We start from the raw sequence: 13725 nt of genomic DNA on the forward strand, positions 1-13725 counted from the left end.
CTCCGGCGCGACGTGCCCGCAGTCATTCCGCAAGGAGGAACACCTCGATGCCCGCTGCCAAAAAGGCCCCGAGCAGGCCCAAACCCAGAAACACCCCTTCCGGTACGGGCAACCGCACAGCCACCGGCGCCACCACCCGATCCACTGCGGAACCCGCCACCCGTCGCCAGGCCCCGGCCGCCGCCACCCGCACGGGCGACGCCATCGTCAAGCCCCGAAAGGCCGGCGCCGCCCAGCCCACCGCCGGCTCCGGCCGTGGCACGAAGAGAACAGACAACCCGGGAACGGCCCCCGAGACGAAACCGGCGGCGACCGCGGCCCGGACCGGCCGAAGCGCGCCGGCCGTGAAAGCGCGGGGCGCGAAAGGCGCGTCGACGGTGGCAGCCCAGGCCTCCAGGGCGGGAACAGGCCGCACGGCCAAGGCGGCGAAGCAGCCTGCCGTACCGGCCGGAAAGACCACCACCGCGGGGACCGGCGCCACCGCGCGAAACGCGGCGGCAAAGAGGACGGTGGCACCACGGGCCGCCTCCGAACCGGTAGGCGGCAAGCCGGCGGGGCGGGCCGTCGGCGCCGGAACCACCAGCAAGGCCGGCCCGGCGAAGAACGCGGCCAGCGCCAAGATCGCCAAGCAGCGGGCCACGCCCAAGGTGGCCACCGCGAGCAAGGGAACCGGGCGTGCGGTGGCGGCCACCAAGACGGTGCCGGCTCGGGTGGTTCCCGCACGGGCGGCCACCAAAACGGGGTCGGCTCGTGCAGGCGCCGTGGGTTCCGCCGGTGAAGCCGGGTCGGCTCGTGCGGGTTCCGTCGGTAAGGGCGGGTCGGCTCGTGCGGGCGCCGTTACCAAAGTCGCATCGGTCGGTAAGGCGATCGGTTCCAAGCCGGCTGCCGCAGCGGGCAAGACAGCCGGGACGAGGAAGTCGGCCGGCGCCGGCACGGTGAAGGCGATCGTCACGAAGAAACCGGGCGGAGCGAATCCGCTCGCGTCCAAGAACGCCGACGTGCCGAAGACTGCGGCCAAGCGCACCAGCGGGGTGAAGGTAGCGCCCGCGAAGAGCGCGAGCACTGCCTCGGTGAAGGCCTCTACGGTGAAGGCCCCTGCGGCGGAGAGGCCCGCGGCGAAGAGCCTCGGTGTGATGAAGGCGTCCGCGGTGAAGGCCCCTGCGGCGAAGAAGCCCGCGGCGAAGAGCCTCGGTGTGATGAATGCGTCCGCGGTGAAGGCCCCTGCGGCGGAGAAGCCCGCGGCGAAGAGCGCCGGCGTGGTGAAGGCCCCCGCGGTGAAGGCTTCTGGGGCGAAGAGCGCCGGCGCGGTGAAGGCCCCCGCGGCGAAGAGCGTCGGCGGGGCCAACGCATCCGCCGCGAAGAATGCCGGTGCGAGGAAGGCACCCGCGCCGAAGAACGCTACCGCGGCGAGGACCGCCGCCGAGAACGTTGCCTCGCCCGGCGACCGGGCCTCGGCGAAAACCGCGCGTGGCCCGGTGGCGAAGGCCACCCCGAAGCAGACGCGGCGGGCCGGATCCTCGACGGTGGTGGCGCAGCGCGGGGCTGCGGTGACCGTTCCGATCGAGGCCGCCGTCGGCGCCGGGGGACGGGCCGCGCGCGCGCGGGCCACCGGTACGCCGCGACGGGTCGCGGCGGCAGCCGCCAACGTGCCGAAGAATCGGGTGACTGTGTCCACCGGGGCGGACGACCGGAACGACGAGGACCGGGCCGGCCAGCAGGTGGAGGAGCCGCCGTTCGTCGGTGGATGGTTCACGCCCGAGCACGGCCCCGCCCAGCCGGAACGGGACTCCGGCCAATGGGGCGCCGACCGCCCCGATCTGGAGGCGCTCAGCACCGCCACACCGGGTGCCGAGCAGACCGCCACCGACTCCGATGACGACAACGGGAACGCCACGAGTAGTGGTTTCACCGGCCCCGCCGACCCGGTTCAGTCTGGCTGGGTCTCTCAGCTCGCCAAAGTCTCGATCGAGGATGCCCGCGAACTCGGCCCCGCGGGCCGGGACGGGCCGGACGACGACGACTTCGATGACCGAAGCACCGCCGCCACATCGAGGGCTGAGGAAGCCGATCTCGATGATGTGACGGACAGCCCGGCCATCGAGCCGTCGGCCCCAACCGGCGACTTCGACGCACCGACGATCGAGAGCACCCCGGAGTTCGCGGAGCCGGAAGTCGCCGTCCCGACCGCGGGCGAGCGGGCCGCGGCAACCGCCGGAGAATGGGCCGGCACCGCCTCCACCGAGGGCACGGACGCGGGCGTCTGGAGTGACGAGACCGAAGTGACGGCCGTCGGCGCCGCGGAGAGCGAGGTGGACGACGGCGGTTTCGGGGCTGCCCCGGGTGGCGCTGAGACCTCCAGGCGGACAGCTACCAGGAGATCCACGTCTCGTTCCACGATGGCGAGGACGCCGGCCGGCACCAAGACGACCACGGCCGAATCGGTGCCCGACGGAGCCGCTGCGGGCCAATCGACCGCGTTGAGGGGCACCGCTGGCAAGGCTGCGGCGGGCAAGTCCACCGCGTTGAGGGGCACCGCTGGCAAGGCTGCGCCGGGCAAGTCCACCGCGGTGAAGGGCACCGCTGGCAAGGCTGCGGCTGCTAAGGCACCGGCTGCCAAGGCCTCTGTCGCCAAGGCGCCTGCCGGCAAGGCCCCGGGGAAGGCGACCCCCGAGAAGGCCGCGACCGGGAAGTCGGCTGCAGCTAGGTCGACCGCATCCGAGGCCGCGCGAGCCAGCGCTACCGCGCCCAGGACCTCGGGTACCGGGGCCGCACGAACCAGGTCGGCAACCAAAGCGGAGACCACGAAGGTAGCCGCGACCAGGGCTGGCTCGGCCACGTCGGGCGGTTCCAGGGCGGGCGCGGCGAAGGCTGGGGGCCCGAAAGGCGTCGGTGCCACGGCTTCCGGGGCCAAGGCGACGACGGCACCGAAGAAGAGCGCGGCTGCCAAGACGGCACCCGTCAAAGCCGCCGAAGCCGTCGGCTCGAAGGCAGCGGGCACTGCCGGCGCCACCGGTGCCAAGGCGGTCGGGGCTGCATCGGCCAGGAAGGCCGCAGCCAAGGCGGGCACAGGAACGGTGAAAGCCTCCTCGGGCCGGAGCACGGCGGCTACCAAGGCAAGCGCGACGAAAGCGACCAAGACCGCTGGTAAGAAGGCCGCCGCGGTAAAGACCACACCAGCCAAGGGAGCCGCGACCAAGGCTGCCGCAGGCAAGGCCTCCGCTGGAAAGGCCACTGCGGCGAAGGCCGTGGCGACGAAGTCGGCATCCGCGAAATCCGCACCGGCAAAGACGGTTGCGACGAAGACGGCCAAAGCAGTCGGGACGAGAACTACCGCGACCAAGGCCACTGCGGCGAAGGCCACTGCGGCGAAGGCCGTGGCGACGAAGTCGGCATCCGCGAAATCCGCACCGGCAAAGACGGTTGCGACGAAGACGGCCAAAGCAGCCGGGACGAGAACTACCGCGACCAAGACCGCTGCGACCAAGACCGCTGCGGCGAAGGCCTCCGGCACCAAAGCCGCTGGGACGAAGGCCGCTGGGACGAAGGCGGCCGCGACGAGGGCCGCTGGGACGAGGGCCGCTGGGACGAAGGCGGCCGCGACGAAGGCAGCCGGGACCAAGACAGCCGCGACGAGGGCCGCTGGGATGAAGACGGCCGCGACGAAGACCGCGGCGACGAAGGTGACCGGGACGAAGGCTGGTGGAGCTCGAACCGCAAGGGCCAAGACCCCTGGGACTGAGGCTGTCGGCACCCAGGCCACAGCTACCAAGGCGAATGGGATGAAGGCGGCGAAGGTCGTTGCCGGCAGAACGACTGCGGGTAAAGCCACGACGGGCGGGTCCACCGCTGCCAAGGCGTCCGCGGCCGGTACCAACGCCACAAAGACCACGCGTGGCCAGTCGACAGCCGGTAAGGCGACCACGACCGAAGCCAGGACGAGGCCAGCCAAGGTGTCGGCCGCGGCCAAGTCTGTTGCGGCAACCGCGAAAGCCGCGGCGACCCGGACGACCCGCAACGGTGAGGCATCCGCCAAGACGGCGGTGGGCAAGGCGGCGAAGACCACGGCAAGCGGGGCGGCCGCTTCGGTGAGGTCAGCGGCGAAAAAGACTGCTGTCGCGATCGGACCAGGCAGGACCGCCAAGACCACCAGCGGTAAGGCCACACCGACGAAGGCGGCATCAGGCGGAACCTCGTCAAGCACGACGGCAGGAACCAGGTCCACGGCGGTGAAGGCCACGGCGAAGACAGCCACGGCGAAGACAGCCACGGCGAAGACAAACGCGGCGAAAGCGGCTCCGGCGAAGGTGACCGAGACGGCGGGAAACACTGCCGGAGGCAGGTCGGCGGCCAGCAAGGCGACCAACAGGGCGGCGACGAGCGGAGCGGGCCGGGCCACTGGAAACGCGGCCAAGGCCACGCGGATGCCGCGCGTCTCCGGCGCCGATTCGGTGGCGAACAGCGTGCCTGCCGGTGCCCGGAGCATGCGCAACACCGCCAGAATCGAGCCGGCTACGGCCTCACGGGCGGCCACCCGCCGCAGGTGAGCGGATCGCGGGCCATGCTGACCGGCGTGGCCCGCGTCCGATTTCGACTCGGCCGATTTCCTTGCGCCGCGGGAGTCAAAGCGCTGGCCGCCGTAGGCGTCCACCGCTCCGACCCAGGCAATACCGGGCAATCCGCCGCAACCCAGCGGTTCGCCGGGCCGGCTCGGTCGGCGGGCCCCTCGGCTGGCGCTGGGGGCTGTCTCAGCGGTGCTGAGACAGCCCCACGACCAGCCGAACAAGACCAGCCAATGTCCGAACCGTCGTGTTCGCCGTGGAGGGTGAGTGGCGGCATCGGGTGGTGGTAAGCCGGGGCCGGCTTCGCCGCGCGGTGGCGGCGTAGCCGGGTTCGGGATCGCCGGCCTGATAGGAATGTCGCGTGCCGATCAAACTGGTGGTGGCTCCGCAGATCGACTTCTCAGGGCTGCGGCGGGAGCTGGGGTTGCCGGGAGAGTTCCCGGCGGCGGTGCTGGACGAGGCTGAGCGGGCCGCACGGGCCACGCCGTTGCCGGAGACGGACCGGACCGGGGTGGAGTTCGTGACCCTTGATCCGGCTACCTCGCGGGATCTGGACCAGGCGGTTCATCTGAGCCGGCGGGCCGGGGGCGGCTACCGGGTGCGCTATGCGATCGCCGACGTCGCCGCCTATGTGCCGTCGGGCGGGGTGGTGGAGGCGGAGAGCTGGGCCCGGGGGCAGACGGTCTACCTGCCGGACGGGCGCATTCCGCTGCACCCGCCGGTGCTCAGCGAGGACGTGGTCAGCCTGCTGCCGGACGGCGAGCGGGCGGCCGTCGTCTGGACCATCGACCTGGACGGTGACGGGCAGACCGTCGCGGTCGACGTGGAACGGGCCCGGGTGCGCAGCCGGGCCAAGCTGGACTACGTGACCGTGCAGCGGCAGGTCGACGCGGGCACCGTGCCGGAGCCGCTTGCCCTGCTGCCGGAGATCGGGACCCTGCTGGCCCGCCGGGCGGCCGCGCGCGGAGCGGTGAATCTGCCGCTGCCCGCGCAGGAGGTGGAACGCGACGGTGACGGCTGGCGGCTCGTGCTGCGGGCGCCGCTGCCCGTCGAGGAGCACAACGCGCAGATCTCCCTGCTCACCGGCATGGCCGCGGCCCGGATGATGCTGGACGGCGGAATCGGCCTGCTCCGCACCATGCCGTCACCGAAACCGGACGCGGTGCGGACGCTGCGAACCGCCGTCGAGTCGCTCGGAGTGCGCTGGCCGGACGGCGCTTCCGTGGGTGAGGTGGTCGCGACGGTCGATCCGTCCAGCCCGCGCGGAGCCGCCTTCCTCGACCAGGCCGCCGACCTGCTGCGCGGCGCCGCCTACACCGCCTTCGGCAGCGAAAGCGAGGAACCCGGCAGCGGCGATCCCGGTAGTGCGGCGTCCGGGAGAGCGGAGCACGGCAGCGGAGGGCCTGGCGGCGGAGTAGCCGGCCGCCTGATGCCCGCGGAAGTGGGGCACGGCGGAGTCGGTGCCCCGTATGCGCATGTCACAGCCCCGCTGCGGCGGCTGGCGGACCGGTACGCGACGGAGATCTGCCTGGCCCTGCACGCCGGACGGCCGGTGCCCGGCTGGGCGGCCCAAGCCCTGCCGCGCCTGCCGAAGGCGATGTCGGCCACGGACCGGATCGCCTCGGCGGCGGACCGGGGCGCGATCGACCTGGCCGAGGCGGTTCTTCTGCACGGCCGGGTCGGGGAGGTGTTCGAGGCGGCCGTGCTGGACCGCGACGAGCCCTCCGGAAAACGCCCGGCCGGGGGGACGATCGCGCTGGACGATCCGGCCGTGCGGGCCAAGTGCCTCGGGGACCTGCCACTGGGAAGCCGGATCGACGTACGCCTGACGGTGGCCGACCCGGCGAGCCGCACGGTTCGTTTCGAACGCGCGTGACCGTGGGGCCGGTTTCGACGTGAAGCCGTGGGCCACCTGCCCGCGGCATAGGGCCGAGTACGGCTGACCGGACGGGGTCCGCGTGGATTTCGCCTGCGGACCCCGTACCGAAAATGGGGTTAGAAGGTGTGTTCCGCGGCCGGGAACTCGCCGCTGCGGACCTCGGCGGCGAATTGCCGCGTCGCCTCGGTCAGAGCGCCGGCCAGGTCGGCGTAACGCTTGACGAAACGGGGCGCCTTGCCGGTGCGGAGGCCGGCCATGTCCTGCCAGACCAGCACTTGCGCGTCGGTGTCGGGGCCGGCGCCGATGCCGACCGTGGGAATCGGCAGTTCCTTGGTGATCTGCTTGGCCACGTCGCCGGGAACCATTTCGAGGACCACCGCGAAGGCGCCCGCGTCGGCGACCGCGCGGGCGTCCGAGATGACCTCGGCGCCCTCGTTCTCCCGGCCCTGGACGCGGTAGCCGCCGATGGCGTGCTCACGTTGCGGGGTGAAACCGATGTGCGCCATCACCGGGATGCCGGCGCCGGTGATGGCCTCGATCTGCGGAACCATCCGGCGGCCGCCCTCGAGTTTGACGGCGTGGCAGCCGCCCTCCTTCATGAACCGGACGGCGGTGCGCAGCGCCTGAGTGGGGCCCTCCTCGTAGCTGCCGAACGGCAGGTCACCGACGATCAGCGCGGTCGAAGTGGCCCGGACCACGGCCCGGACCAGCGGCAACAGCTCGTCGACCGTGACCGGCACGGTGGTCTCGTAGCCGTACACGTTGTTGGCGGCCGAGTCGCCGACCAGCAGCACCGGTACGCCGGACTGGTCGAAGATCTGCGCGGTGTACATGTCGTACGACGTCAGCATCGGCCAGCGGTCGCCGCGGACCTTGGCGTTGAGCAGGTCGCGGGTGCGGACCCGGCGGGTGGGCGGGCCGCCGTACAGGGTCGGAATCTCCGACATGATTCAGCTCCTCCCTCGAGGCCGCGCGGATGCGGTCCCCGGGTCCGCACATGGTCGCACTTTCGCCATCCGATCACCCGGGCACCCGCCCCAAAAAGTGAATTAAGACTTTCCTTCACGGAACAGGTTCGTGATGGGCAACCGGCGGTCGCGGCCGAACGCCTTGCCGGAGATCTTGGTACCGGGGGCGGACTGGCGGCGTTTGTACTCCGCCAGGTCGATCATGCGGAGGGTCCGGTCGACCAGAGCCGGGTCGTTGCCGGCCGCGATCAGCTCGGCACGGCCCAGGTCGCGGTCCACATAACCCTTGATGATCGGGTCGAGGATCTCGTAGTCGGGCAGCGAGTCCGAGTCCTTCTGGCCGGGGCGCAGCTCCGCGCTGGGCGCCTTGGTGATCGAGTTCTCCGGGATCGGGGGTGTGCCGGGCTGTGTGTTCCGCCACCGTGCGAGCTGCCACACCATGGTCTTCGGCACGTCCTTGAGCGGATTGAACCCGCCGACCGAGTCGCCGTAGAGGGTCGAGTAGCCGACCGCGAGCTCGCTCTTGTTGCCGGTGGTCAGGACCAGGTGCCCCTCCTGGTTGGAGAGCGCCATGAGGATCACGCCGCGGACCCGGGCCTGAAGATTCTCCACGGCGAGGCCGGAGAGCGACATGTTGGCCAGGAACGCGTCGACCATCGCCTGGATCGGCTCGGTGCGGTAGTCGAGGCCGGTGCGCTTGGCCAGGTCGGCGGCGTCGTCCTTGGAGTGGTCGGACGAGTAGCCGCTGGGCAGCGAGACCCCGACGACCCGCTCCGGGCCGAGCGCGTCGACCGCGATCGCGGCGACCACCGCGGAGTCGATGCCGCCGGAGAGGCCGAGCACCACCGAACGGAACCGGTTCTTGTTGACGTAGTCGCGCAGGCCCAGGACGAGGGCCGACCAGATCTCCGCCTCGTCGGAGGACCGATCGGCGATACCGGCTTTCCGGACATCGTCCCGCCGGGCGAGCACGGCGCCGATCTCGACGCGGTCGATCGACATCCCGTCGCCGTGCTCCGGAGCCGGGACGTCATCGGCCGCCGGCGGCAGGTCCAGGTCGTGAACCAGCAGCTCCTCGGTGAACTGACCGGTACGGGCGAGCAGCTGCCCCGTCGCGGAGACGATCATCGAGTCGCCGTCGAAGACGAGCTCGTCCTGCCCGCCGACCATGTTGACGAACGCGACCGCGGCACCCGCCTCGGCCGCCCGACGCTGGACCAGGGCGAGCCGGACGTCGTCCTTGTTCAGCTCGTACGGAGAGGCGTTGATGTTGACGACGAGCCCCACGCCGGCCCGCCGCGCCGCGGTGAACGGCCCGCCTGCCTGCCAGATGTCCTCGCAGACGGTGAGGGCCACGTCGATCCCGCCGAGCCGGACCACGGTGAGCGTGTCGCCGGGCTCGAAATAGCGGTCCTCGTCGAAGACGCCGTAGTTGGGCAGGTGGTGCTTGTAGTAGGTGGCCGCCACCTCACCCTGGTACAGCAGCGCGGACGCGTCGCGCCGGCCGACACCGGGCTCGGCGTCGGAGCTGATGGCGGCCGGGCCGTCGGCGTCGACGTAGCCGACCACGACGGCCACGTCGCCGAGGCAGTCGGCGGCGAGGTCGGCGGCGAGCGAGCGCAGCGCCTGCCGGGACGCCTCGACGAACGAGTTGCGGAAGACCAGATCCTCGATGGGATAGCCGGTCAGCATCATCTCCGGGAACGCCACCAGGTGCGCGCCGGCGTCGGCCGCCTCCCGGGACCAGCGGCGGACCGCGGCCGCGTTGCCGGAAACGTCACCGACTGTCGAGTTCACCTGAGCGAGGGCGATGCGCAGCGTGGGCATGCCCTCATTCTTCCCCCACGACGGGCGTTTCGATCCTGACCCGGGCCGACGTCACAGGGCGTGTGCAGCGTAGTCTCACCTCGATAGGTAGACATCCGGACGAGGGGTGGCAGTGGACCGACAGCAGGAGTTCGTGCTTCGCACGCTCGAGGAGCGCGACATCCGTTTCGTCCGGCTCTGGTTCACCGACGTGCTGGGCACCCTGAAGAGCGTGTCGGTGGCTCCCGCCGAGCTCGAGTCGGCCTTCGAGGAGGGCATCGGCATCGACGGCTCGGCGATCGAGGGCTTCGCCCGGGTCTACGAGTCCGACATGATAGCGATGCCGGACCCCACCACCTTCCAGGTCTTCCCGTTCGAGGGCGGCTCCAGCGGCGAGAGCGCCCGGATGTTCTGCGACATCCTCATGCCGGACGGCAGCGCCGCCTGGGCCGACCCGCGCCACGTGCTGCGCCGTGCCCTGGCCAAGGCCGCCGAGAAGGGCTTCACCTTCTACACCCACCCCGAGGTCGAGTTCTTCCTGATCCAGGACGGGGTCAACGACGGCGCGGTGCCGGTGCCGGTGGACAGCGGCGGCTACTTCGACCACACCACCCACGCGGTGGCCCGCGACTTCCGCCGCCAGGCGGTGCTGGCCCTGGAACGGATCGGCATCTCGGTCGAGTTCAGCCACCACGAGGTCGCGCCCGGCCAGCAGGAGATCGACCTGCGGTATGCGGACGCGCTCACCACGGCCGACAACATCATGACGTTCCGGCACGTGGTCAAGGAGGTGGCGCTGTCCCAGGGCGTCCGGGCCACCTTCATGCCGAAGCCGTACACCGACCAGCCCGGCTCGGGCATGCACACCCACCTGTCGCTGATGGAGGGTGAGCGCAACGCCTTCTTCGACAGCGAGGACCCGCACCGGCTGTCCAAGACGGCGCGCGCGTTCATCGCCGGGCTGCTGGTGCACGCCCGGGAGTACACGGCGATCACCAACCAGTGGGTCAACTCGTACAAGCGGCTCTTCCCGCTCCAGCTGCCGGACCGGATCACCGAGTCGCCGGCGTTCGTCAGCTGGGGACATCTGAACCGGTCCGCGCTGGTCCGGGTGCCCGCGTTCGGCAAGCCCAGCTCGGCCCGGGTGGAGGTGCGGTCCATCGACTCGGCCGCCAACCCGTACCTGGCCTTCGCGGTCATGCTCGGCGCCGGCCTCAAGGGCATCGAGGAGGGGTACGAGCTGCCCCCCGGCGCCGAGGACGACGTGTGGTCGCTGTCGCCGGCCGAGCGCAAGGCCGCCGGTTACGACGCGCTGCCGGAGAACCTGTCCGAGGCGATCGACGTGATGGCCGGCTCCGAGCTGGTGGCCGAGGTGCTCGGCGAGCACGTCTTCGACTTCTTCCTGCGCAACAAGCGGGCCGAGTGGGAGCAGTTCCGCCGCGAGGTCACGCCGTACGAGCGCCAGCGGTACCTGGGCGCTCTGTAGAACGCAGGGACGAGAGAAGGGCCGGGAGTGTGCGCTCCCGGCCCTTCTCCGCGGGCGCCAGACGGCGGCGGTGTCCGAGCCGCCACCGTCTGGCTGGTGCAGCCGCCGGGCGCTGGGTGGGGGCGACCCATACCGGCAACTGACCGTTAGGGCACCCGGTGGACCGCCCGTTCCCCAGATCCGGTCCACCGGGTGCCGGTCTATTCGCGGCGCGGCGTCATGCTGCCGGTGCTCCGTGGCCGGCTGGACGATTTCCGGTCGCCCTCCCGATCCGGGCGGTTGCCGGCCGAGCCGCCGGGGCGGGCCCCGCAGTACCGTTCGACCCGGTCGCGGTCCTTGTCCCCGGCCTGCCGGATCAGCTCGCCGAACCGGTCGTCGTCGAGCGCCCGCCGCCGGTTCTCCCGGTTCCGGCGGCTGAACTCCCGGCAGAGGTCGGCGATCCGGTCCGGGGCCGCGCTCGGCGAGCCGGCCGGCCGGGACCGGGACACCGACACCGACACCGACACCGACGGCGACACCGACGGCGCCACGGACGGCGACGGTGACGGGCTCGCCGGGACGGACGCGGCCGGGGCGCTGACCGGGGCGGGCCGGGCACCGGTGTTCGCGGCCAGGGCCACCCCGCCGACCGTGGCGGTCGTCGCGAACGCGGCCGCCACCACCTTGACGGTGAGCGGTCTCGTCAGAGCCGACCGGAAGATCGAGAATCGCCGGACGGGTCTGCCGCGGGCCCCTGCGGCGGCCCGGAACGCCGCCACCGCGGCGGCCTCACCGGCCAGCTCACCGGCCGAGGCGGGCCCTCTGGCGGCGGACAGCACCCGGTCGAGGGGCAGCCCGGTCCGGTCGCCGCGCAGCAGGCTCTCCGCGGTCTTCCGGTCCATGGGGGTCCACTCCTCGCCGCTGGTCATCTCATCTCCTTCAGCGCCGCGGCAGCCGAAGTCGTCACAGCGGGACTCCAGGACGGGGCCCGGGGCGGCTCGGGCGGGTGGCGGGACTCCCGCTGGGCGAGCTTGGCGGCGAGCTGGCGCAGCCCGCGGTAGGCGGCGGTCCGCACCGCACCGGCCCGGCGCCCGAGGATCCGGCCGGTGCTCGTGGCGTCCAGTCCGACGACCACCCGCAGCATCACCGCCTCGGCCATCTCCGGCGGCAGCGTCGCGATGAGCGCCACCGCCGCGTCGGTGCCGACCAGTTCCATGGCCCGGTCGGCGGTGTCGTCGGCGGCGCTCATCTCGGTCAGGAACTCGACGGGGGCGATCGCCTGCGGGCGGCGCCGCCGGGCCCGCAGCAGGTCCATGGCCCGGTGCCGGGCGATCGTCGCGGTCCAGCCACGGAACCCGTCCCAGTCGCCGGAGAACGTCCGCAGGTCCCGGGCGATCTGCAACCAGGACTCGGAGGCGACGTCCTCGGCGTCTTCGCCGACCAGCACGCGAAGATAGCGTACGAGCGCCGGCTGCTGAGCCCGGTAGAGCAGACGGAACGCCTGCTCGTCACCGGACTGTGCCGCGGCGAGTACGTCGTCGAGGTCCTCCGATGCCACCATGCGAAGACCTCCGCGCCTCTCGTCGGCCGCACCCCGGCATGCGTCCTCCTCTGGTACAGCGCCCCCTGATGAAAAAACGTCACCGCCATGATCCGAGTCCGATCGACGCGGTAGATCGGCTCCGATACGGTCTGGGTCGACGATTTCGTGAAAAGGGAGTTTGCCGTGCTGGAGGATCTGCTTGAGGGCGCCGGGCGCAGCATAGTGTTCGGGCTGACCGGCATCGGTTTGATGGCGGTCGGGTTCGTCCTGATCGACGTGCTCACCCCGGGCAAGCTGCGCGATCTCATCTGGGTGGAGAAGAACCCGAACGCCGCGCTGCTGCTGGCCTCGAATCAGCTCGGCATCGCGGCCATCGTGTTCACCTCGATCTTCACCACCTGGGAGTCGTTCGGCCAGGGGCTGGCGTCGACCGCGCTGTTCGGACTGGTCGGCATCGGCATCATGGGCCTGGCCTTCCTGGTGCTGGACTGGCTGACACCGGGCAAGCTGGGCGAGGTGATCTGCACCCAGGAGCGGCACCCGGGCGCGCTGGTCAGCGCCGCGTCGCATTTCGGGGCGGCGATCATCGTCTGCGCCTGTATCGCCTGACCCGCCCCGGGCGTTCCGGCCGACGTCACCGAGCGCGCCGGCCGTGCTCAGACGGCGCCGGCCGTGCTCAGACGGCGCCGGCCGTGCTCAGACGGCGCCGGCCGTGCTCAGACGGCGCCGGGGCGGATCCTCCGTGATCGCCCCGGCCGCCATGATCGTCACGGTCGGCTAAATGTCGTACCCCCGCTTTATCGTGCGTGGCATGAACCGCACCGACCGGCTGTACGCCCTCGTCGAGGAGCTGCGGGCGGTGTCGCCCCGCCCCCGCAGCGCCCGCTGGCTGGCGCGGCGTTTCGAGGTGAGCGTGCGCACCGTGGAGCGGGACATCTCGGCGCTCCAGCAGTCCGGCACCCCGGTCTACGCGGAGACCGGCCGGACCGGCGGCTACTGCCTGGACCGTTCGCACACCCTGCCACCGGTCAATCTGACGCCGGAGGAGGCGGTCGCCATGGCCCTCGCGCTGCGCGGCATGGCCCGCACACCGTTCCGGCATCCCGCCGCGAGCGCCCTGCGCAAGCTGCTCGCCGCGATGCGCCCGGAGGACGTGGCGGTGGCCCACGACCTGGCCGACCGGATCCATCTGGCCGGTGACGTCGTTCCCGGCGCGCTGCCACGGCTGGGCGGCGCCGCGCTGCCGGTGGGCTGCGTGCTGCGGATCGGTTACGCCGACCGGCACGGCGCCGTGACCGCCCGGGACATCGAGCCGCTGGGCTACGTCGGGATTCACGAGAAGTGGTATCTGATCGCCTGGTGCCGGCTGCGCGAGTCGGTGCGGATCTTCCGCGCCGACCGGATCAGCACGGTGACGCCGACCCGGGAGACGGTGCGGCCGCGGACGCTGGAGGAGGTCCGGCTGGACATCCCGCACCGTCTGCGGCCGCTGACCCTCGGCTGAG

At 71.8% G+C, this 13725-nt stretch carries 10 protein-coding genes; 4 read left to right on the forward strand and 6 right to left on the reverse strand.

Annotation, left to right across the window (positions count from 1 at the left end; all coding sequences use genetic code 11):
- Positions 1-22: 22 nt before the first annotated feature.
- Together AB0I88_RS21165 and AB0I88_RS21170 are read right to left on the reverse strand one after the other, a co-directional pair.
- Positions 23-1675 carry a hypothetical protein gene (locus AB0I88_RS21165; protein WP_361026881.1) on the reverse strand — a complete coding sequence of 551 codons (1653 nt, stop codon included), beginning with the start codon at positions 1673-1675 and terminating at the stop codon, positions 23-25.
- A gap of 270 nt (positions 1676-1945) precedes the next feature.
- On the reverse strand, positions 1946-4531 hold the full coding sequence (locus AB0I88_RS21170; RefSeq protein WP_361026884.1) for a hypothetical protein: 2586 nt from the start codon (positions 4529-4531) through the stop codon (positions 1946-1948).
- Positions 4532-4920: 389 nt separating this feature from the next.
- On the opposite strand from AB0I88_RS21170, the gene AB0I88_RS21175 reads away from it, so the two are divergent.
- Entirely contained in the window at positions 4921-6435 is a 1515-nt protein-coding gene (locus AB0I88_RS21175) for an RNB domain-containing ribonuclease (RefSeq protein ID WP_361026887.1), read from the forward strand.
- A 119-nt stretch (positions 6436-6554) separates the two neighbouring features.
- Here the strand turns inward: AB0I88_RS21175 and panB are convergent, their stop codons facing one another.
- Together panB and AB0I88_RS21185 are read right to left on the reverse strand one after the other, a co-directional pair.
- Positions 6555-7385 (reverse strand): 3-methyl-2-oxobutanoate hydroxymethyltransferase, encoded by an 831-nt coding sequence (panB, locus tag AB0I88_RS21180; protein WP_361026890.1) that lies wholly within the window; start codon positions 7383-7385, stop codon positions 6555-6557.
- A 102-nt stretch (positions 7386-7487) separates the two neighbouring features.
- The gene (locus AB0I88_RS21185; RefSeq protein WP_361026893.1) at positions 7488-9233 is read right to left on the reverse strand and encodes an NAD+ synthase; all 1746 of its coding nucleotides are present in this window, start codon (positions 9231-9233) and stop codon (positions 7488-7490) included.
- Between the two features lie 112 nt (positions 9234-9345).
- Between AB0I88_RS21185 and AB0I88_RS21190 the strand changes: the two genes are divergently transcribed.
- Positions 9346-10698 (forward strand): glutamine synthetase family protein, encoded by a 1353-nt coding sequence (locus tag AB0I88_RS21190; protein WP_361026896.1) that lies wholly within the window; start codon positions 9346-9348, stop codon positions 10696-10698.
- A gap of 200 nt (positions 10699-10898) precedes the next feature.
- Here the strand turns inward: AB0I88_RS21190 and AB0I88_RS21195 are convergent, their stop codons facing one another.
- Positions 10899-11606: a hypothetical protein gene (locus AB0I88_RS21195; RefSeq protein WP_361026899.1), complete on the reverse strand. Its 708-nt coding sequence runs from the start codon at positions 11604-11606 to the stop codon at positions 10899-10901.
- Complete coding sequence (locus AB0I88_RS21200) at positions 11603-12238, reverse strand: RNA polymerase sigma factor (protein WP_361026902.1); 636 nt, start codon at positions 12236-12238, stop codon at positions 11603-11605. The genes AB0I88_RS21195 and AB0I88_RS21200 overlap by 4 nt, the downstream gene beginning before the upstream one ends.
- 165 nt (positions 12239-12403) lie before the next feature.
- Between AB0I88_RS21200 and AB0I88_RS21205 the strand changes: the two genes are divergently transcribed.
- A complete protein-coding gene (locus AB0I88_RS21205; RefSeq protein WP_361026905.1) occupies positions 12404-12829 on the forward strand; it encodes a DUF350 domain-containing protein in 426 nt (141 codons plus the stop codon).
- Positions 12830-13031: 202 nt separating this feature from the next.
- Positions 13032-13724, forward strand: coding sequence for a WYL domain-containing protein (locus tag AB0I88_RS21210; RefSeq protein ID WP_361026908.1), 693 nt, complete (start codon positions 13032-13034; stop codon positions 13722-13724).
- Position 13725: the final 1 nt, after the last annotated feature.

The sequence above is a fragment of the Actinoplanes sp. NPDC049802 genome, from assembly GCF_040656595.1.
Lineage (GTDB): Bacteria > Actinomycetota > Actinomycetes > Mycobacteriales > Micromonosporaceae > Actinoplanes.